Origin of the sequence: Maribacter orientalis, assembly GCF_900109345.1 — a bacterium.
Taxonomy (GTDB): Bacteria; Bacteroidota; Bacteroidia; order Flavobacteriales; family Flavobacteriaceae; genus Maribacter; species Maribacter orientalis.
Window position 1 is genome coordinate 139,659 of record NZ_FNZN01000004.1, and the last position, 17,236, is coordinate 156,894.

Consider the following 17,236-nt stretch of genomic DNA (forward strand, 5'->3'; position numbering starts at 1 on the left):
ACTATTGATTATGCTTCGTTGGTGTTTCTAACCTTAACATGGTAGAAAACATTTGGTTGAGTACCCACATGCTCTAATAAATGATACATACGATCACTCTCCTTTAATTCTGCCACTTTACTCTCCTTATCATTAACATCACCAAATACAATGGCTCCATTACTACAAGCTGAAGAACAGGCGGTTTGAAACTCTCCATCTTCAATTACTCGTCCATCTCGTTTGGCATCTAAAATAGTCTTTTGTGTTTTTTGAATACACATCGAACATTTTTCAATAACCCCTCTAGAACGAACATTAACATCTGGGTTTAAAACCATTTTACCCAAATCATTATTCATATGGAAATCGAACTCATCATTGTTATTATACAAAAACCAGTTAAATCTACGTACTTTATAAGGACAGTTGTTAGCACAATATCTTGTACCTACACATCTGTTATAAGCCATTTGATTTTGACCTTGTCTACCATGTGAAGTTGCCGCTACAGGACAAACAGTTTCACAAGGTGCATGATTACAATGCTGACACATTACAGGTTGAAAGGCAACTTGTGGGTTTTCAGATGGATCTTCTAATTCACCAAAACCACTTAATGATCCTTTTTCGCCCGTTAAGCCATCAAATTCATCCTTCTTAGTATCATCTTGTTCAAAAGTCTCTTCAGAAGAATAATATCTATCAATACGCAACCAGTGCATATCTCTTGACTTTCTTACCTCTGCCTTACCAACAACAGGTACGTTATTTTCAGCATGACATGCTATAACACAAGAACCACATCCAGTACATGCATTCAAATCAATTGACATGTTGAAATGATGACCGATTGTACGATCAAAACTATCCCATAAATCAACTGATGTTGCAGGAACTTCTTGATGGTCTAAAGAAACCATAGGAACTTCATTCCACTCTGAGTGATCCTTCGTATTGAATATCTCTAAAGTTGTTTCCTTTATAATATCCCCTCTACCCATAAGGGTTTTATGTAATTGAATACAGGCAAACTCATGATTACCTGAAACTTTCTCTACACTTACAGATTGATTGGCACTAAAACCATCATATAACTTAAAGGCATTTACACCCGTCCGCATATCTTCTTTCAACCCTACTTTCTTACCGTAACCAAAAGAAAGACCCACTGAACCTTTCGCTTGACCAGGCTGAACAACAACAGGAACCTGCTCTAAACTCACACCATTAACGGTAAGCTTAACATAACTACCATCCATACCGCCATTCGCGACATTCACATTCTCTACACCTAATTCAGCTGCATCAGCTTTAGAAATAGTAACATAGTTATCCCAAGATACTCTTGTAATCGGGTCAGGAAATTCTTGAAGCCAAGGATTACTAGCCTGCTGACCATCACCCATACCTACTTTTGAATACAAAGTAAGCTCCATTCCATCGCTAGTCGTATTGGCCAAACTACGAATTGCGGAAGCAATTGGAGCCAAACCTATTACTTCAGAAACTTCTGCTGACGAAATAGCATTTTGAGTAGAACCATCAGCATCAACTACCATGGTTTCAGCACTAAAAACACCGTCTTGCAATGCTTGATTCCAGTTTGCACCGTTCAAAACATTATCAGTCCATGTTTGTTTTATATAATCATAATACGATTGATCACTTTCTAACAATTCTAATATAAATGTTTGAAACTGCTTCGTATCAAATAATTCTTTTATAGTAGGTTGCATTAAACTGTAATGTCCTTTTTTAATCTGAACATCACCCCAAGATTCTAAATAGTGATTTGCTGCTGCAACATATTGCACAGCTTCGGTAGTTTCATTCCAAATTGTTGAAAAAGCAACAGTAAGATCTACTTTAGAAAGCCCTTCTTTAAAATCTACTGCATTTGGCAAAGAATACATCGGGTTTACCGTATCAATTATTAACGCTCCAACTCTTCCTGCTTTCATATCAGCAATTAAAGAATTTACAGCTTTAACATCACCTTTTCTAATATACTTAGGAGCTGCAACATCAAAGGCTTTACTTGATAACATTTCATTAATCGCCAAAACTACAGCCTGGGCATTAACATCATCTAAACCAGTTACTACAACAGCATTAGATCCAGCTTTCTTTATTTCAGCAGCCAAAATATCGACAGCGTCATCATATTCTGAAGTATTTCCACTAACAGAGGTACCGTTTAGTTTTCCATATAACTTGGCCAATACCACTTTTTGAGCACTTGGCTTCATAGCTATTCGCTTGTCAGCATTAGCACCTGTTAAAGACATATTCGCCTCTAACTGTACATGCCTAGACATTTTTCCTTTCTTTGGAACACGACCCCTAGAATAACCCACATCGTAACCTCCACCTTGCCAATCTGAAAGAAAATCAGCACCAAAAGAAACAATTAAGCCTGCTTTTTCGAAATTATAATCCGCCAAAGCACGTTCACCATACTTATTTTCAAATGCAGTTAAAGCAGCATCCTCAGAAATTGCATCATAAGTTACATGAACTACATTTTCATTTGCCAACATCAAGTCAGTCAACAAACGATCCGTAGATGGACTAGCGTAAGTTTGAGTAAGCAAAGCAATCTTTTTAGAAGAACCCTTAAGTCCGCCCATTTTAGATTTAACCGTAGCTTTCAACACATCCCATTCAACTGGCTCGCCATTTGCTAACGGACCCTGTAATCTAGTACTATCATACAATGAAAGAACAGAACCTTGCACTCTTGCATTAGCAGAACCAGCGACTTTAGCCAAAGTATTGTTTTCAACTTTGATAGGTCGTCCTTCTCGTGTTTTAATTAAAATACTCGCAAAGTCAAAACCATTAGCGATTGTAGTTGCGTAATAATTCGCAACACCAGGAACTATATTTTCTGGAAGCACAACATAAGGTATCGATTTTATAACCGGACCTTCACAGGCAGCCAAAGAAGCCGCAGCTGTACTAAAACCAACATACTTCAAGAAATCCCTACGATTTGTATTTGTGGAAGACAAAGTTTCCTTGTCACCCAAGAAATCATCAACAGGAATCTGCTCTACAAATTCGTTCTGCTTTAGCGCCTCAACAATGGAATCGTTAGGATTTAACTCCGCTTCGTTTTTCCAATATTTTTTGTTTGATGCCATACGTATTATCTGTAATTAGCTTCTTTAATTTATTATTAATAATGACACTTTCCACATTCCAGACCACCCAATTGAGCAGCTGTCAAGTTATCTACACCATACTTCTTAGAAAGTTCAGCATGTATTTTTTCGTAATACTCATTACCTTCTACCTTAACATTGGTTTCTCGGTGACAATCTATACACCAACCCATAGTTAATGGAGAATATTGATACATAATTTCCATTTCCTCAACAGGACCGTGACATGTTTGACATTCAACACCGGCAACAGAAACATGTTGCGAATGATTGAAATATGCGAAATCTGGAAGGTTATGAATACGAACCCATTCTACAGGCTGACTTTCACCAGTGTATTTTTGACTCTCTTCATCCCATCCAACAGCTTTATACAATTTCTTGATTTCCCCTGTATAAAATTCGTTGGTATAGCCGTTCTCCAAATCTTCTTGAGTAGGACCTTCTGGATTACCAGCGTACTCATAAATAGACTTATGACAATTCATACAAACATTCAAAGAAGGAATTCCGGAATGTTTTGAAACCCTCGCAGAGGAGTGACAATATTTACATTCAATCTTATTATCACCAGCATGTATTTTATGAGAATAATGTATAGGTTGAATAGGCTTATAACCTTGATCAACACCTACCTGCATCATCCATCCGTAAGCAAAATAAGCACTACCCAGCAAAAGGAATATTGCTGTAACCAAAACTAAAAATTGATTCTGAGCAAAAGCCTTCCAAATCGGAGTTCTTTTTTCGGCATTCTCTTTTTCAACGACAATACCATTTGCTTGAGCAATACGTTGCAATGTTTTATTAACCAACAACAACATTACCACAAGAAGTCCGAATACCAGAACTAAAGCTCCCAAGATAATTTCGTTAGACACGCCAGCCGAACTTGCAGACCCGCCAGAACCAGATTGAACATCACCAGCGGCAGCGGCAGGAGCGGCAGGTGCCGGAGCAGCGGTATACGCTAAAATGTCATCAATATCACCATTGGATAATGTTGGAAAAGCAGTCATTGCAGCCTGATTGTATTCCGCATACACCTTATTAGCATAAGCATCACCAGACTTAATTACACCTGGACTATTTTTTATCCAACTATACAGCCATTCTTTCCCCAATCCTTCATCTTCACTCAATCTACTCTCTACATTTGCTAATGCAGGACCAGTCATTTTACGATTTAACGCATGACATGCAGCACAGTTCTGATTAAACAAAGCCTTACCTTTCGCAGCGTCACCACCAGCAGCGGCAGCTTCTGTTACCGTTGCATCAACAACAGCATCTTGCGCAGTTAATGAGCTTGCAAAAAGTAAAAATACAATTAGGGATAAACCTAAAATTTTAGAAAACTGATTTCGGTATGGAACCTTTTTCATATATCGAATATTTCTATCGGAATCTTGGCATGATTTTGGTCGTAGATGAAACCTATTAATATCCATCAAACGCCTAAATCGGAGACAAAAATACGACATAGACTTTATTTTGAAAATGTTAATGTATTTATAATTTACAATTTAGAAATATTCTAAATAAACTCTGATTTATTTGTTTGATCCTTAATAATTTACTTTTGTAACGATTCAAAATAAAACTACACATAGGCTATGAAAATACTAAGTACAATGGTGCTTTTTGCATGTTTTACTCATTTTAGCTATTCACAAGGCGCTAAAGTAAACATTCAACAAGATCAAAAAATTGATCAATTATTAGAGATATATAAATCTTCATTAAGTAATAACGAATACTATAGGATACAAGTTGGATTTGGAGACTACGCCAAAGCGCAGCGCATAAAAGCAAATGTTGAAGAAGATTTTCCTGATCTACCTTCAAAAATTGATTTTGACTCTCCTACTTATCGTGTACGTGTTGGTCGATTCACATCTAAATTAGATGCCGAACGAAAATTTAACGAGGTCCGGATTAAATATCCAGATGCGATGTTATTAAAACCAAAAAAATCGACCAATTAGGTCGATTTTTTTTTGAGCATTATTAAGCCCTAGCTTAACTTATATTCCTAAATTCTTATTTAGATTTCAATTTCTTCTTAACTGCTACCTCTTGGAATGCTTCTACAATATCCCCTTCTATGATGTCATTATAGTTTTTAACCTGAAGACCACAATCATATCCTTTAGCTACCTCTCTAACATCATCCTTAAATCGTTTTAAGGAAGATAGAGTACCAGTATAGATTACTACACCGTCACGTATTAATCGGATATTAGAATTTCTAAAGATTTTTCCACTAGTTACCATACAACCGGCAATAGTACCAATCTTAGAAATCTTAAATGTCTCTCTTATTTCAGCGGTACCAGAAATCTCCTCTTTCATCTCAGGAGACAACATACCTTCCATTGCATCTTTAAGGTCGTTGATAGCAGCATATATAATAGAATACATACGAATATCTATTTCTTCTTTTTCAGCAATGGCCTTAGCATTACCCATTGGTCTTACATTAAAACCAATAATAACTGCATCTGAAGCTGAAGCCAATAAAACGTCTGACTCCGTAATAGGACCAACTGCCTTATGTATAATGTTTACTTGGATTTCATCTGTAGACAATTTTTGGAATGAATCAGTCAATGCTTCAACAGAACCATCAACATCACCTTTTAGAATAATGTTAAGTTCTTTAAACTCACCTAACGCGATTCTTCTTCCAATTTCATCAAGAGTAATATGACGCTGTGTTCTTACGGACTGCTCACGTTGTAATTGCGATCTTCTAGAAGCAATTTGCTTAGCTTCACGTTCATCTTCTAATACATAGAACTTATCACCAGCTTGCGAAGCACCATCAAGACCTAATATAGATATTGGTCGAGAAGGACCTACTTCTGTAACAGATTTACCTCTTTCATCTTGCATTGCCTTAATCTTACCACTAGTGGTACCGGCCAATACATAATCACCAATTTTAAGGGTACCCGACTGAACTAAAACCGTAGACACATAACCCTTACCTTTATCTAAAAAGGCCTCTACAACTGTACCAGAAGCACGTTTATCAGGGTTTGCCTTAAGCTCTAAAATTTCAGCTTCAAGTAATACTTTCTCTAATAGTTCTTTAACACCTAAACCTGTTTTTGCAGAAATATCATGAGATTGAATTTTTCCACCCCAATCTTCTACCAACAAATTCATTTGTGCCAAACCTTCTTTTATTTTATCAGGGTTAGCTGTTGATTTATCAATTTTATTTATAGCAAAAACGATTGGCACACCAGCAGCTTGCGCATGACTAATAGCTTCTTTCGTTTGTGGCATAATGTCATCATCTGCAGCAACTACGATTATTGCGATATCGGTAACTTGAGCACCTCTAGCACGCATAGCTGTAAACGCTTCGTGACCAGGTGTATCTAAGAAAGCTATACGCTCTCCATTCTCTAACGTAACCCCATAAGCACCAATATGTTGAGTGATTCCTCCACTTTCACCGGCAATAACATTCTCCTTACGTATATAATCCAACAAAGAAGTCTTACCGTGATCCACATGACCCATCACTGTTACGATTGGAGCTCGTGGTTTCAAATCTTCAGGGGCATCAACGGCCTCAACTATACTTTCTTCAATATCAGCTGTTACGAAATCGACCTCATAACCAAACTCTTCAGCCACAATAGACAAGGTTTCAGCATCTAAACGCTGATTCATTGTTACCATAATACCTAAAGACATACAAGCAGAAATAATTTCGGTGGTAGAAACACCCATCATGGTCGCAACCTCAGTTGCCGTAACGAACTCAGTAACTTTAAGTACTTTGTTCTCTAATTCTTGTTGTTCAAGATCTTTCTCCGTTTGTTCACGGTGCTGATCTCTTTTGCTTCTTCTATATTTAGCACCTTTACCCTTTTTAGACTTACCTTGAAGTTTTTCTAAGGTTTCACGTACTTGTTTTTGTACATCTTCTTCAGTAGGCTCTACTTTTGCTACAGGTGCAAATCGACCTCTACCTTTATTACGATCTCCAGTATTTGGAGCTGTTCTTGTTTGACCTGGTCCAGAAGGATTCTTTGTTACAATTCTTCTTCTTCTCTTTTTACGATCAACACCCGCTTTGTCAGCAGGCTTTCTTTCTTCTTTCTTTTTCTTTGGCTTTTCGAACTTACTAAGATCAATTTTCTCACCAGCAATTTTTGGTCCGGTAAGCTTTTGATATTGAGTCTCAATAGTTTTTGGCTCATCAGATTCTGCCTTAACCTCTACTTCAGGTTCTTTTGGAATCTCTTTTTTAATCTCTACCTTTTTAGTTACCTCAACTTTTGGCCCCTCAACTTTAGGTTCCTGAACTTTAGGTTCTTCCTTCTTAACTTCCACTTTTGGAACAACAGGAACTTCTTTAGGCTTTTCTTCTACAACCTTAGGAGTTTCTTTGACCTCTACTTTTGCTTCAACCTTTTCCTCTACTTTTGGTTCTTCTTTAGCAGGCTCTTCCCTTTTCTTCTTAGGACTAAGGTCAATTTTACCCACCATTTTAGGACCTGCAAGTTCAACTTTGCCAACCAAAGTATTCTGTCCAGCCTCGGTACTTTTACGCTCACGCGCTAATCGACGATCCTCTTGCTCTTTTTCCAATTGAACACGAATTGCCTCTTTCTCCTTACGCTTTTCCTCTCCGACTTCCTTAGATGCAACCTTTTTACTCTTATCCGTTTGGAACTCGTCAAGCAATACTTGATAAACATCGTCAGAAATTTTTGTGGTAGGCCTCGCTTCCACATCATGTCCTTTCCCATTAAGAAAGTCCACTGCCCTATCCAAGGAAATATTAAGTTCACGAAGAACTTTATTAAGCCTTATTTTTGCATTGTCTGCCATAAATACTGATTCCCGTTCTTTTATTTAAGTGCTAATATATAGCTAATCTTCTAATTCTTCTTTTAGGATTCGCACAACTTCTAAAATAGTTTCCTCTTCTAAATCAGTGCGTTTCACTAAATCTGCAACATCTTGCTCTAAGACGCTACGAGCTGTATCCATTCCAATCTTCTTGAATTCTTCAATAATCCAAGCATCGATTTCATCAGAGAACTCTGTTAACTCAACATCTTCCTCTACTCCTTCACGGAATACATCTATCTCATAACCAGTTAACTGACCAGCTAATCTAATATTATGACCACCTCTACCTATAGCCTTCGAAACCTCTTCTGGCTTCAAATAAACTTGAGCAGTCTTTTTCTCCTCGTTCAATTTCACAGATGAAACTCTCGCTGGACTCAAAGCCCTAGTAACCAATAATTGTGGGTTAGCTGTCCAGTTAATAACATCTATATTCTCATTACCTAATTCACGAACAATACCATGAATTCTAGAACCTTTCATACCTACACAAGCACCTACAGGATCAATACGATCATCATAAGAATCAACAGCAACTTTTGCCTTTTCACCTGGAATACGAACAACTTTCTTCACTGTAATTAAACCATCAAAAACCTCTGGTATTTCTTGGAAGAATAATTGCTCCAAAAACTTAGGTGAGCTTCTTGACATTATAATAGTGGGTTTTGCACCTTTCAATTCAACGCTTTCGATTACACCCCTAACGTTATCTCCTTTACGGAAAAAATCTGATGGTATCTGTCTATCTTTAGGAAGAATGATTTCATTTCCTTCATCATCCAACAAAATTATAGCCTTATGACGAATATGATGCACCTCTGCAGTATAAATCTCCCCCTCTAAATCCTTAAAGTGCTTATATATAGTTGTATTATCGTGCTCATGAATTTTTGAAATAAGATTCTGACGTAATGCCAAAATAGCTCTTCTCCCTAAATCGATTAATTTAACTTCTTCAGACACATCTTCACCAACTTCAAAATCTGGCTCTATTTTACGCGCTGCAGATAAAGAAATTTCCTCATTTGGTTCTTCAACCTCACCATCGTTAACCACGATACGGTTACGCCAAATTTCTAAATCCCCTTTATCCGGATTAATAATGATATCAAAGTTATCATCTGAACCAAACTTCTTCTTAAGCGCATTTCTGAAAACATCTTCCAAAATGGCCATCAACGTTACCCTGTCTATGAATTTATCGTCCTTAAACTCTGAGAAAGATTCAATTAACGCAATATTTTCCATTGGTAATTACAATTAAAATTTTAATACAACTTTTGCTTTAATAATATCTGAAAAATTTACTTCTTCTTTTTTCTGAACCGTAACCTTTCCTTTTCCAATAGGCTTAGGCTCTCTTGCCTTCCACTCTAAAACAATGAATCCATCATTTACCGAGGTTAAATTACCTTCGAATTTCTGATCCTTTGTTTGAACTTCAAGCTTTCTTCCAACATTCTTTAAATATTGACGTGGCATTACTAACGGAGCCGAAGCACCTGCCGAAGCAACTTCTAGTGAAAAATCGTACTCGTCTCGATCTAAATTATGCTCGATAGCCCTACTAATTTTCATACAGTCACTAACCGTAACCCCATGATCACCGTCTATTACCACGTGAATACTATTATCAGCACCCATGGTAAAATCAATCAAAAATAGGGATGGGTCTTCTTCAAGACCTTGCTCTAATAATTCTTTTACTTTTTCCTTTAGCATAAATAATAAGTAATAAAAGAGGGGACTAATTGTCCCCTCATGAATACTTTTATATCCTTTCAGCACTGCAAATATACAATAAATTTAATTTCCTACAATACCGTTTCACTTCCTAATTCAATCAACACTAAAACAGTCAAATAAAAAATAACCTCTTTAGAAAGAAGCAAGGCTAGTTTTTATGTTAATTTTAGGCGAATGTCAACCAAAACACAACCAAATGGAAATTTTATCCTCCTATAACCTAATCATTGGCGCATCGCTTATTGTTGTATTGTCGTTCTTATTTAATGGCATATCAAAAAAAACGAATATACCTGCAGTGTTAATGCTAATCGTATTAGGCATACTAATAAAGATAGGCTTAGGGTTTTTTATTCCTGAAATACCCGATTTTAAAGGCTCCTTAGAAATATTAGGAACAGTAGGTTTAATTATGATTGTACTTGAGGCCGCTTTAGAACTAGAGCTGAAGAAAGAAAAATTATGGCCTATTCTAAAATCAATGGCGGTTGCTTTAATAGGCTTAATTGGCTCTGCATATATAGCAGCACTCATTCTATATCAATTCATACCCAATATGACCATGCAATCTGCCTGGCTATACGCAACCCCCCTATCCATTCTTTCAAGCGCTATAATTATACCTAGTGTTGGCGGACTCGCAGAAACTAAAAAAGAATTTCATATTTATGAAAGCACCTTTTCTGACATCATGGGTATTATGATGTTCTATTTCTTAATAGGCAAACTAAATCCTACAGAGGATGCTGGTGTAGTAGGTTTCGCAGGAAATTTAGTACTAACCATCATAATTGCAATTGTTGCGAGTTATGCTATCATCTTAATATTTCAACGTATTAAAAGTCAGGCAAAACAATTTTTACTCATATCGGTATTACTGCTACTATATGCAATTGGAAAAAAGATGCACTTATCCTCTTTAATTATAATCCTCATATTCGGTTTAATTGTAAAGAATGTGAATTTATTTTTTCCTGGGAAAACAAAAATTTTCTTGGAATCTGAACGGATGCAACAAATATATCATGAACTACATATAATAACTTTAGAAACCGCATTTGTCGTTCGCACCTTCTTTTTTGTGATATTCGGAATCACAATTGTGCTTGCAACCTTATTAAGCGTTAATGTAGCAATAGTGAGTTTACTAATAATAGCCTCTATTTACGCAATACGCTTTATTGTACTTATTATCTTTGTCGGCAAAGACATACTACCACAACTATTTATTGCCCCAAGAGGATTAATAACCATATTACTTTTTTACGCGATACCCATGGAAGCTCAAGTAGAAGGATTCGAATCGGGTATATTGTTATTTGTAATAATCGCAACAAGCTTAGTTATGACGTGGGCTATGATTCACGACAAACGCAAAATGGGAACCATGCTAGATGAAATAGATGAAGAAATATTAGAACGCAATTTAGCTGAAGATGCATTACGTGCTTCTGAAATAGAATCAGCAAACGACCATAGTATTGAAAAAACGCAGTAAACATCAAAAGAAGATCCTATTTGATATAAAAATAGCATACGAAATAGCTTAAAAAGGGTCGTCTTTTTTTAACCTTAATGAGTACTATTGAGGACCAAACGAGGCATGAACCTCTACCTGATCGCTTTGAACTTCAAGCTGATTATTGTTCATGCTATCCACTTCTTTTCTAAAACGAAGAATCATAAGTGTATCTAATTGCTGATCGATACTGTCTCGCAAAACCCTCCAGTTAGTGGAATTCATTTTTTTATTGTACTCCATTATTTTATTGAACCTATCTAAATTATAACGGTTCGCTTTCCATGCATGTGTAGTACTTTCTTCGTGCTTTAAATCTTGCAAGTAAAATCCAATGCCAAATCCAAGCAACACAATAATCAATAAAATTTTTAAAATTTTTGGAGAAAGATTCATAGGTCAAGTTATTAAGGGCACTAAATTATAACAAAACGACATCGAAATGGTTTCTTTTCCGATAAATTACTAACGTTATTAGATTAAATGTACAAAAATACTGACATAATAGATAGCCATTTCTTCTCGTTAACATTCATATCAAATCTCATCACTCCACAAATTTAACGAATACACAGTTTGTTAAAAACAAAAATCCCGACATCATATGATATCGGGATTTTCTTTGTTCTCATTAGTTGGCCCACAAGGACTCGAACCTTGAATGACGGTACCAAAAACCGAAGTGTTACCATTACACCATGGGCCAATACCTTCTAAGAGGGTGCAAATTTAAAACAATGTTTGGTTTCACCAAACATTTTTTAATGTAATAATAAAAAATAGTGCTTTTACCCTGTTAAAGGTTTATAAAAATAGTACAAACTTCTCTATATTAATTAGTAAATTCGCCACTTAGGTTTAACCCAAGCTTCATGTTTTCAAAGAACTACCATAAGTGGGACACCATATTAGGATGGTCCGTATTTTTCATAGCCCTTATTACATACTATATTACCGTAGAACCAACAAATAGTTTTTGGGATGCTGGCGAGTATATAGCTACAGCCGCAAAGCTGCAGGTAGGACACCCACCAGGAGCTCCTTTACTGCAAATGATAGGTGCATTTTTCTCTATGTTCGCCTTCGAACCTAATAAGGTTGCCATGATGGTGAATTTAGTGTCAGGTGTTTCAAGTGCATTTACCATTTTATTTATGTTCTGGACAATTACAAACATCACCAGAAAACTTATCGATAAAGATGGTCCGTTCACAAATAGTAAAGCTATAGCTGTTTTTGGTAGTGCATTGGTAGGATCACTTGCCTTTACCTATTCAGACAGTTTTTGGTTCAATGCAGTTGAAACAGAGGTTTATGCAACGGCAAGTTTCATCATGGCCTTATTATTATGGCTAGGCTTAAAATGGACTGATAATTTAAATGACCCACGAGGTAACCGATGGATTATTTTAATCTCATTTGTTGTAGGCCTTACTTTCGGTATTCAATTCATGGGCTTCTTAGCCATACCATCTATTGGACTTTTATATTATTTTAAAACCTATAAAGAGACTACAGTTAAAAATTTCTTGTTAGCTAATATTATTGTGATAGCAATTTTAATGTTAGTTTATAAATTCTCACTTACCTATGTACTTCAGCTTTTTGGATGGGGAGAAGTCTTTTTCATTAATAGCATTGGACTACCCTTCAATTCAGGATCAATTATCATCGGCTTAGTATTTATTGCTACTTTCTATTTTGGCTTGAATTACACTCGTAAGAATAATTTTAGAACCGGAAACACCATCGTATTATGTATGATGTTTTTATTCTTAGGATTTTCTTCCTGGTTGATGCTCCCAATTAGAGCAAATGCCAAGGTAGTTATTAATGAGAATAATCCAGAAGATGCAAGAGCTCTTTTAGCATATTATAATAGAGAGCAATACCCAGGGGTAGATAGCCCTGTATATGGTGCGTATTATTCAGATATGTTTGCTTCAGCTGGTGAAGACCAAGATGGCAAACCGAAATATGAAAAAGATTATACCCTAGGTAAGTATATTGTTGTAAACAAATTCAAAGATGCAGTTCAAGGCCCTAATCCAAAACATCTAGGTCTATTGCCAAGAATGTGGAGTTCACAAAATGCAGAAAATTACATGCGTTATTTTGGGGCGTTAGATTTTAGAATCACACAACCAAATCAAGAATTAAGACAAGCTGCTGAGCAGATTAAAATAGGTTTTGCTAATGGTGAAATTGGTGCAGATCAATACATTAGTTTTCTAAAACGTTTTGATGAGTATATTGAAGTACAGCCACCGACTGTTTGGGATAATATTAAATACATGGTTGAATTTCAATTCAATTACATGTATCTACGCTATTTCATGTGGAACTTTGTAGGTAAACAGAATGATGTTCAAGGTCGTTACAACGATAATGGAAATTGGCTTAGCGGTATTAATTTCATAGATAGTTGGCGTTTAGGAAGTCAAGATAATTTACCGAGCGATATTAAGAATAATCCTGGTAGAAATACCTACTTCTTTTTACCGCTTCTATTAGGTATAATTGGGATTGTTTTTCAAGTTTCAAAAGACAAAAAACAGTTCTGGGTATTATTGATTTTCTTTCTTTTCACAGGTTTGGCAATTCAATTTTACACCAACCCTGGTATATTTCAACCACGTGAACGTGATTATTCCTTAGTTGGTTCATTCTATGTTTTTGCACTATGGATAGGTTTGGGCGTATACGGGCTTTACGACAGTTTTAAAGATTGGATAACACCGAAAATATTAGCTCCTGTTGTGGTTATTGTCACACTACTTGCAGTACCTACGGTTATGGCGGTTCAAAATTGGGATGACCATGACCGATCTAATCGTTTTACGGCTAACTCTTCTGCAAAAGCATATCTAGATTCTTGTCAAGAAGATGTAGGAGCCATACTTTTCACCATTGGTGATAATGACACCTTCCCTATTTGGTATGCACAAGAAATAGAGCATTATAGAACAGACGTACGTGTAGTTTGTACGAGTCTTTTTGAAACAGATTGGTACGTAGATCAAATGAAGGTTGCTGCATACGAAAGTGCTCCTATTCCTTCTCAAATTTCACATGAGAAATATAGATGGGGCTCACGAGATGTGCTATATCACCAAAGTATTACCGAAAATAGATGGCCTATTAAAGATTTCATTAATTGGATAGATAGCGACAAACCTAGAACAAAGCTCAAATATCTTTTTGAACAAAATGGCGCTGATTTAAGTCAGTACTCAGAGGACACTCAAAATATGGTGTATTACCCAACTAATAAAATAAGGGTTCCAGTTAACAAACAGAATGTATTAAATAGTGGTCTTGTTAAAGAAAAGGATGCAGATTTAATTGTTGATTTTATCGACATAGACTTACCTGGCGCTATCACCAAAAAGAGTATGATGATGTTAGATATTTTGGCCAATAATGATTGGAAAAGACCATTGTATTTTTCAGGAGGAAGTTTTGATGATGCAGAATATCTATGGATGAAAGATTACCTGCAATTAGATGGTTTGGCGTACAAATTGGTCCCTATTCGTACAGAACGCCCGAATGCTTTTGAATTAGGCCGTATTGATACAGATTTAATGTATGATATTGTTAAGAAATGGGATTGGGGTAATGCAGGCGGTGATATTTACCATGACACGCAAACACGCATACAAAGTGTGTCTTTTAGAGGCAATTTAGCCCGATTGATGGAAGCATTGATCAAAGAGAACAAAATGGATAAGGCTAAAGATATTATTGAAATATCATTAACAAATATGCCAGTTGAAAAATTCGGTTATTATACGCTTATAGAACCATTTATCGATGGATACTATAAAGTGGGTGAAAGCCAAAAAGCGCGTGAACTTTTCGAAACATTGAAGAAGAAGTATCAAGAACGATTAGAATACTATGCCTCAGTAAGTTTAGATGAACAATACAGTAGCATCGATGACATTATCGCCGATATGGAAGCCTATAGGCGTAATATAGATATAATCATCGCTAACGATACTGAAGAGATGGCTGAAAAAGAAACTTTAATATTTAACGAGTATATAGATAAATTTCAACATTTCTATAAAGACGAGGATGATATGACGTTACCAGAGGGCGGATTAGAATCTGACCCAGATATGATTGATACATTACCAGTTTCAGATACGATACAGACAGACAATACAAATACCGACATATTACAAGACACTGTTGGCATAAAGGCACAACAATAAGCTTTGGGCGAAAGCCCAAGGCAATGCTTAGCTAATAGAATTTATTTAGAAAAGTTAAACGTACTCCTTAAGAATACCAATAAGGGTATTTGCATCTTGCTCACCGCTTTGGCGCCATACCATTTCGCCTTTTTTGTAGATCATTAAGGTTGGCAGACCTTTAACACGTAAAGCTTGGGAAAGCTCTTTATTTTTATCCACATCAATTTTAATAACCTTACCTCTATCGCCTAGAGCTGCAGCAACATCTCTCAATACAGGATGCATTGCAGTAGACTGTTCATTCCACTCAGCATAAAAATCGAGAAGAACCGGTACTTGTAAATCTATAAGCTCACCAAATTTGGACATATAAAATGCTTTACTATGTTAGCCAAATGTAATAAAAATTGTTAAAATACTACCCTAGCGGATGCATTTGTAGGCTTCTAAAAGGGTTAAAATCATGTTAATGCCCTTTTTCGCAATGTAATGACAGTAATTTCCGGCCATATACCAACTCTTCCTGGATATCCCAAAAACCCAAAACCTCTATTTACATTAATAAATTGACCCATTTCCTTATAAATACCTGCCCAATAAGGATATCTCCATTTTACAGGACTCCATTTGATCCATCCTGGTATTTCAATTCCAAATTGCATCCCATGGGTATGTCCACTTAAAGTCAAATGGTAATGATATGAATCTTTGATTACTTCCATCTCCCAATGAGATGGGTCATGACTCATTAGTATCTTAAAATCATTCTCATTGATTTGAGAAGCTGCTTTGCTTAAATCTCCGGCCTTTTTAAATCCACCCTTACCCCAATTCTCAACTCCTACCAAAGCAATTTTATCCGTCCCTTTCTTTAAATATCGATGTTCATTAAGCAACAAATCAAAACCCATTTTTTTCTGCAATATTTTTAGGTCTTCTAAATTCTGACTCTTTAACTCCTCAGTCTCCCATGGTATATAATCTCCATAATCATGGTTACCTAAAACAGAAAACTTACCATCTTTAGCTTCTAAGGTTGAGAATAAATCTGCCCATGGTAGCATTTCTGAAGTCATATTATTTACCATATCACCTGTAAACAAAAGCACATCACTTTTTTGTTTATTAATTAGATCAACACCATACTCAATCATTTTTCTATCATCAAAACTACCGCTATGAATATCTGAAATCTGAGTAATTTGATAGCCTTCAAAACCATCGGGAAGATCATCAAATTCTAAAGTATATTTTAAAACCTTAAAGTTGTATTTACCCTTATACATGCCGTAAAGAAGTGCACCAAAAGGTATTGAAGCTATCCCAAGGGCGATTAAACTCAAAAATCGCCTACGTGCCGGTAGGCCAAATTCTTTGTCCACCCCATAAATTTTATGATAAATTCCGGAAGTGATTCTGTACAAATCTTCAGAAAATAAAAAGATAATGGTTATGATATTGAAAGTAAGTACTGTCAATAAAAATCCAAACGCATAGCTTTTAGGTACATTTAAAACTCTACTGGTATCATCACCTACCGTAAACTGATATATAAAATTGACCATTACCGACAACGAAACAATAATGTATAAATAAGACCACCATGGCTGTTTAGCAATAGTTTTTAAGGCCTGTATTACGTAAAACCCCAGTGCTATATAAACCAAGATAAAAATAATCCAACGTATCATAGTTTCTTTTTTACAAAGATATCCGTATCACAACTTTATACG

The 17,236-nt window shown here is 36.0% G+C and carries 11 protein-coding genes and 1 tRNA gene; 3 read left to right on the forward strand and 9 right to left on the reverse strand.

Annotated elements, in window-relative coordinates:
• Nucleotides 1-8: 8 nt before the first annotated feature.
• Together BMY56_RS10285 and BMY56_RS10290 are read right to left on the reverse strand one after the other, a co-directional pair.
• Nucleotides 9-3,128, reverse strand: coding sequence for a TAT-variant-translocated molybdopterin oxidoreductase (locus BMY56_RS10285; RefSeq protein ID WP_091623598.1), 3,120 nt, complete (start codon nucleotides 3,126-3,128; stop codon nucleotides 9-11).
• Between the two features lie 35 nt (nucleotides 3,129-3,163).
• Nucleotides 3,164-4,534 carry a c-type cytochrome gene (locus BMY56_RS10290; RefSeq protein ID WP_091624457.1) on the reverse strand — a complete coding sequence of 457 codons (1,371 nt, stop codon included), beginning with the start codon at nucleotides 4,532-4,534 and terminating at the stop codon, nucleotides 3,164-3,166.
• Between the two features lie 231 nt (nucleotides 4,535-4,765).
• Here BMY56_RS10290 and BMY56_RS10295 point away from each other — a divergent pair, with 231 nt between their 5' ends.
• Complete coding sequence (locus BMY56_RS10295; RefSeq protein WP_079511709.1) at nucleotides 4,766-5,137, forward strand: SPOR domain-containing protein; 372 nt, start codon at nucleotides 4,766-4,768, stop codon at nucleotides 5,135-5,137.
• Between the two features lie 55 nt (nucleotides 5,138-5,192).
• Here the strand turns inward: BMY56_RS10295 and infB are convergent, their stop codons facing one another.
• From infB to rimP, 3 genes are read right to left on the reverse strand one after another with little or no spacing between them, the layout of a single operon-like run.
• Entirely contained in the window at nucleotides 5,193-8,006 is a 2,814-nt protein-coding gene (gene infB, locus BMY56_RS10300; protein ID WP_091623601.1) for a translation initiation factor IF-2, read from the reverse strand.
• 42 nt (nucleotides 8,007-8,048) lie between these two features.
• A complete protein-coding gene (gene nusA / locus BMY56_RS10305) occupies nucleotides 8,049-9,281 on the reverse strand; it encodes a transcription termination factor NusA (protein WP_091623603.1) in 1,233 nt (410 codons plus the stop codon).
• A 12-nt stretch (nucleotides 9,282-9,293) separates the two neighbouring features.
• A complete protein-coding gene (rimP, locus tag BMY56_RS10310) occupies nucleotides 9,294-9,755 on the reverse strand; it encodes a ribosome assembly cofactor RimP (protein WP_091623606.1) in 462 nt (153 codons plus the stop codon).
• A gap of 220 nt (nucleotides 9,756-9,975) precedes the next feature.
• On the opposite strand from rimP, the gene BMY56_RS10315 reads away from it, so the two are divergent.
• Nucleotides 9,976-11,277, forward strand: coding sequence for a cation:proton antiporter domain-containing protein (locus BMY56_RS10315; protein ID WP_091624460.1), 1,302 nt, complete (start codon nucleotides 9,976-9,978; stop codon nucleotides 11,275-11,277).
• A gap of 84 nt (nucleotides 11,278-11,361) precedes the next feature.
• Here the strand turns inward: BMY56_RS10315 and BMY56_RS10320 are convergent, their stop codons facing one another.
• Nucleotides 11,362-11,694, reverse strand: a complete 333-nt coding sequence (locus tag BMY56_RS10320; protein WP_091623609.1) for a hypothetical protein — start codon at nucleotides 11,692-11,694, stop codon at nucleotides 11,362-11,364.
• A 239-nt stretch (nucleotides 11,695-11,933) separates the two neighbouring features.
• Nucleotides 11,934-12,004, reverse strand: a tRNA-Gln gene (locus BMY56_RS10325).
• Between the two features lie 166 nt (nucleotides 12,005-12,170).
• Here BMY56_RS10325 and BMY56_RS10330 point away from each other — a divergent pair.
• Nucleotides 12,171-15,521, forward strand: a complete 3,351-nt coding sequence (locus BMY56_RS10330) for a glycosyltransferase family 117 protein (protein WP_091623611.1) — start codon at nucleotides 12,171-12,173, stop codon at nucleotides 15,519-15,521.
• Nucleotides 15,522-15,575: 54 nt separating this feature from the next.
• Here the strand turns inward: BMY56_RS10330 and BMY56_RS10335 are convergent, their stop codons facing one another.
• Both BMY56_RS10335 and BMY56_RS10340 read right to left on the reverse strand, forming a co-directional pair.
• The gene (locus BMY56_RS10335; RefSeq protein WP_091623614.1) at nucleotides 15,576-15,872 is read right to left on the reverse strand and encodes a thioredoxin family protein; all 297 of its coding nucleotides are present in this window, start codon (nucleotides 15,870-15,872) and stop codon (nucleotides 15,576-15,578) included.
• A 92-nt stretch (nucleotides 15,873-15,964) separates the two neighbouring features.
• Nucleotides 15,965-17,194, reverse strand: a complete 1,230-nt coding sequence (locus tag BMY56_RS10340) for a metallophosphoesterase (RefSeq protein WP_091623618.1) — start codon at nucleotides 17,192-17,194, stop codon at nucleotides 15,965-15,967.
• Between the last annotated feature and the right edge of the window lie 42 nt (nucleotides 17,195-17,236).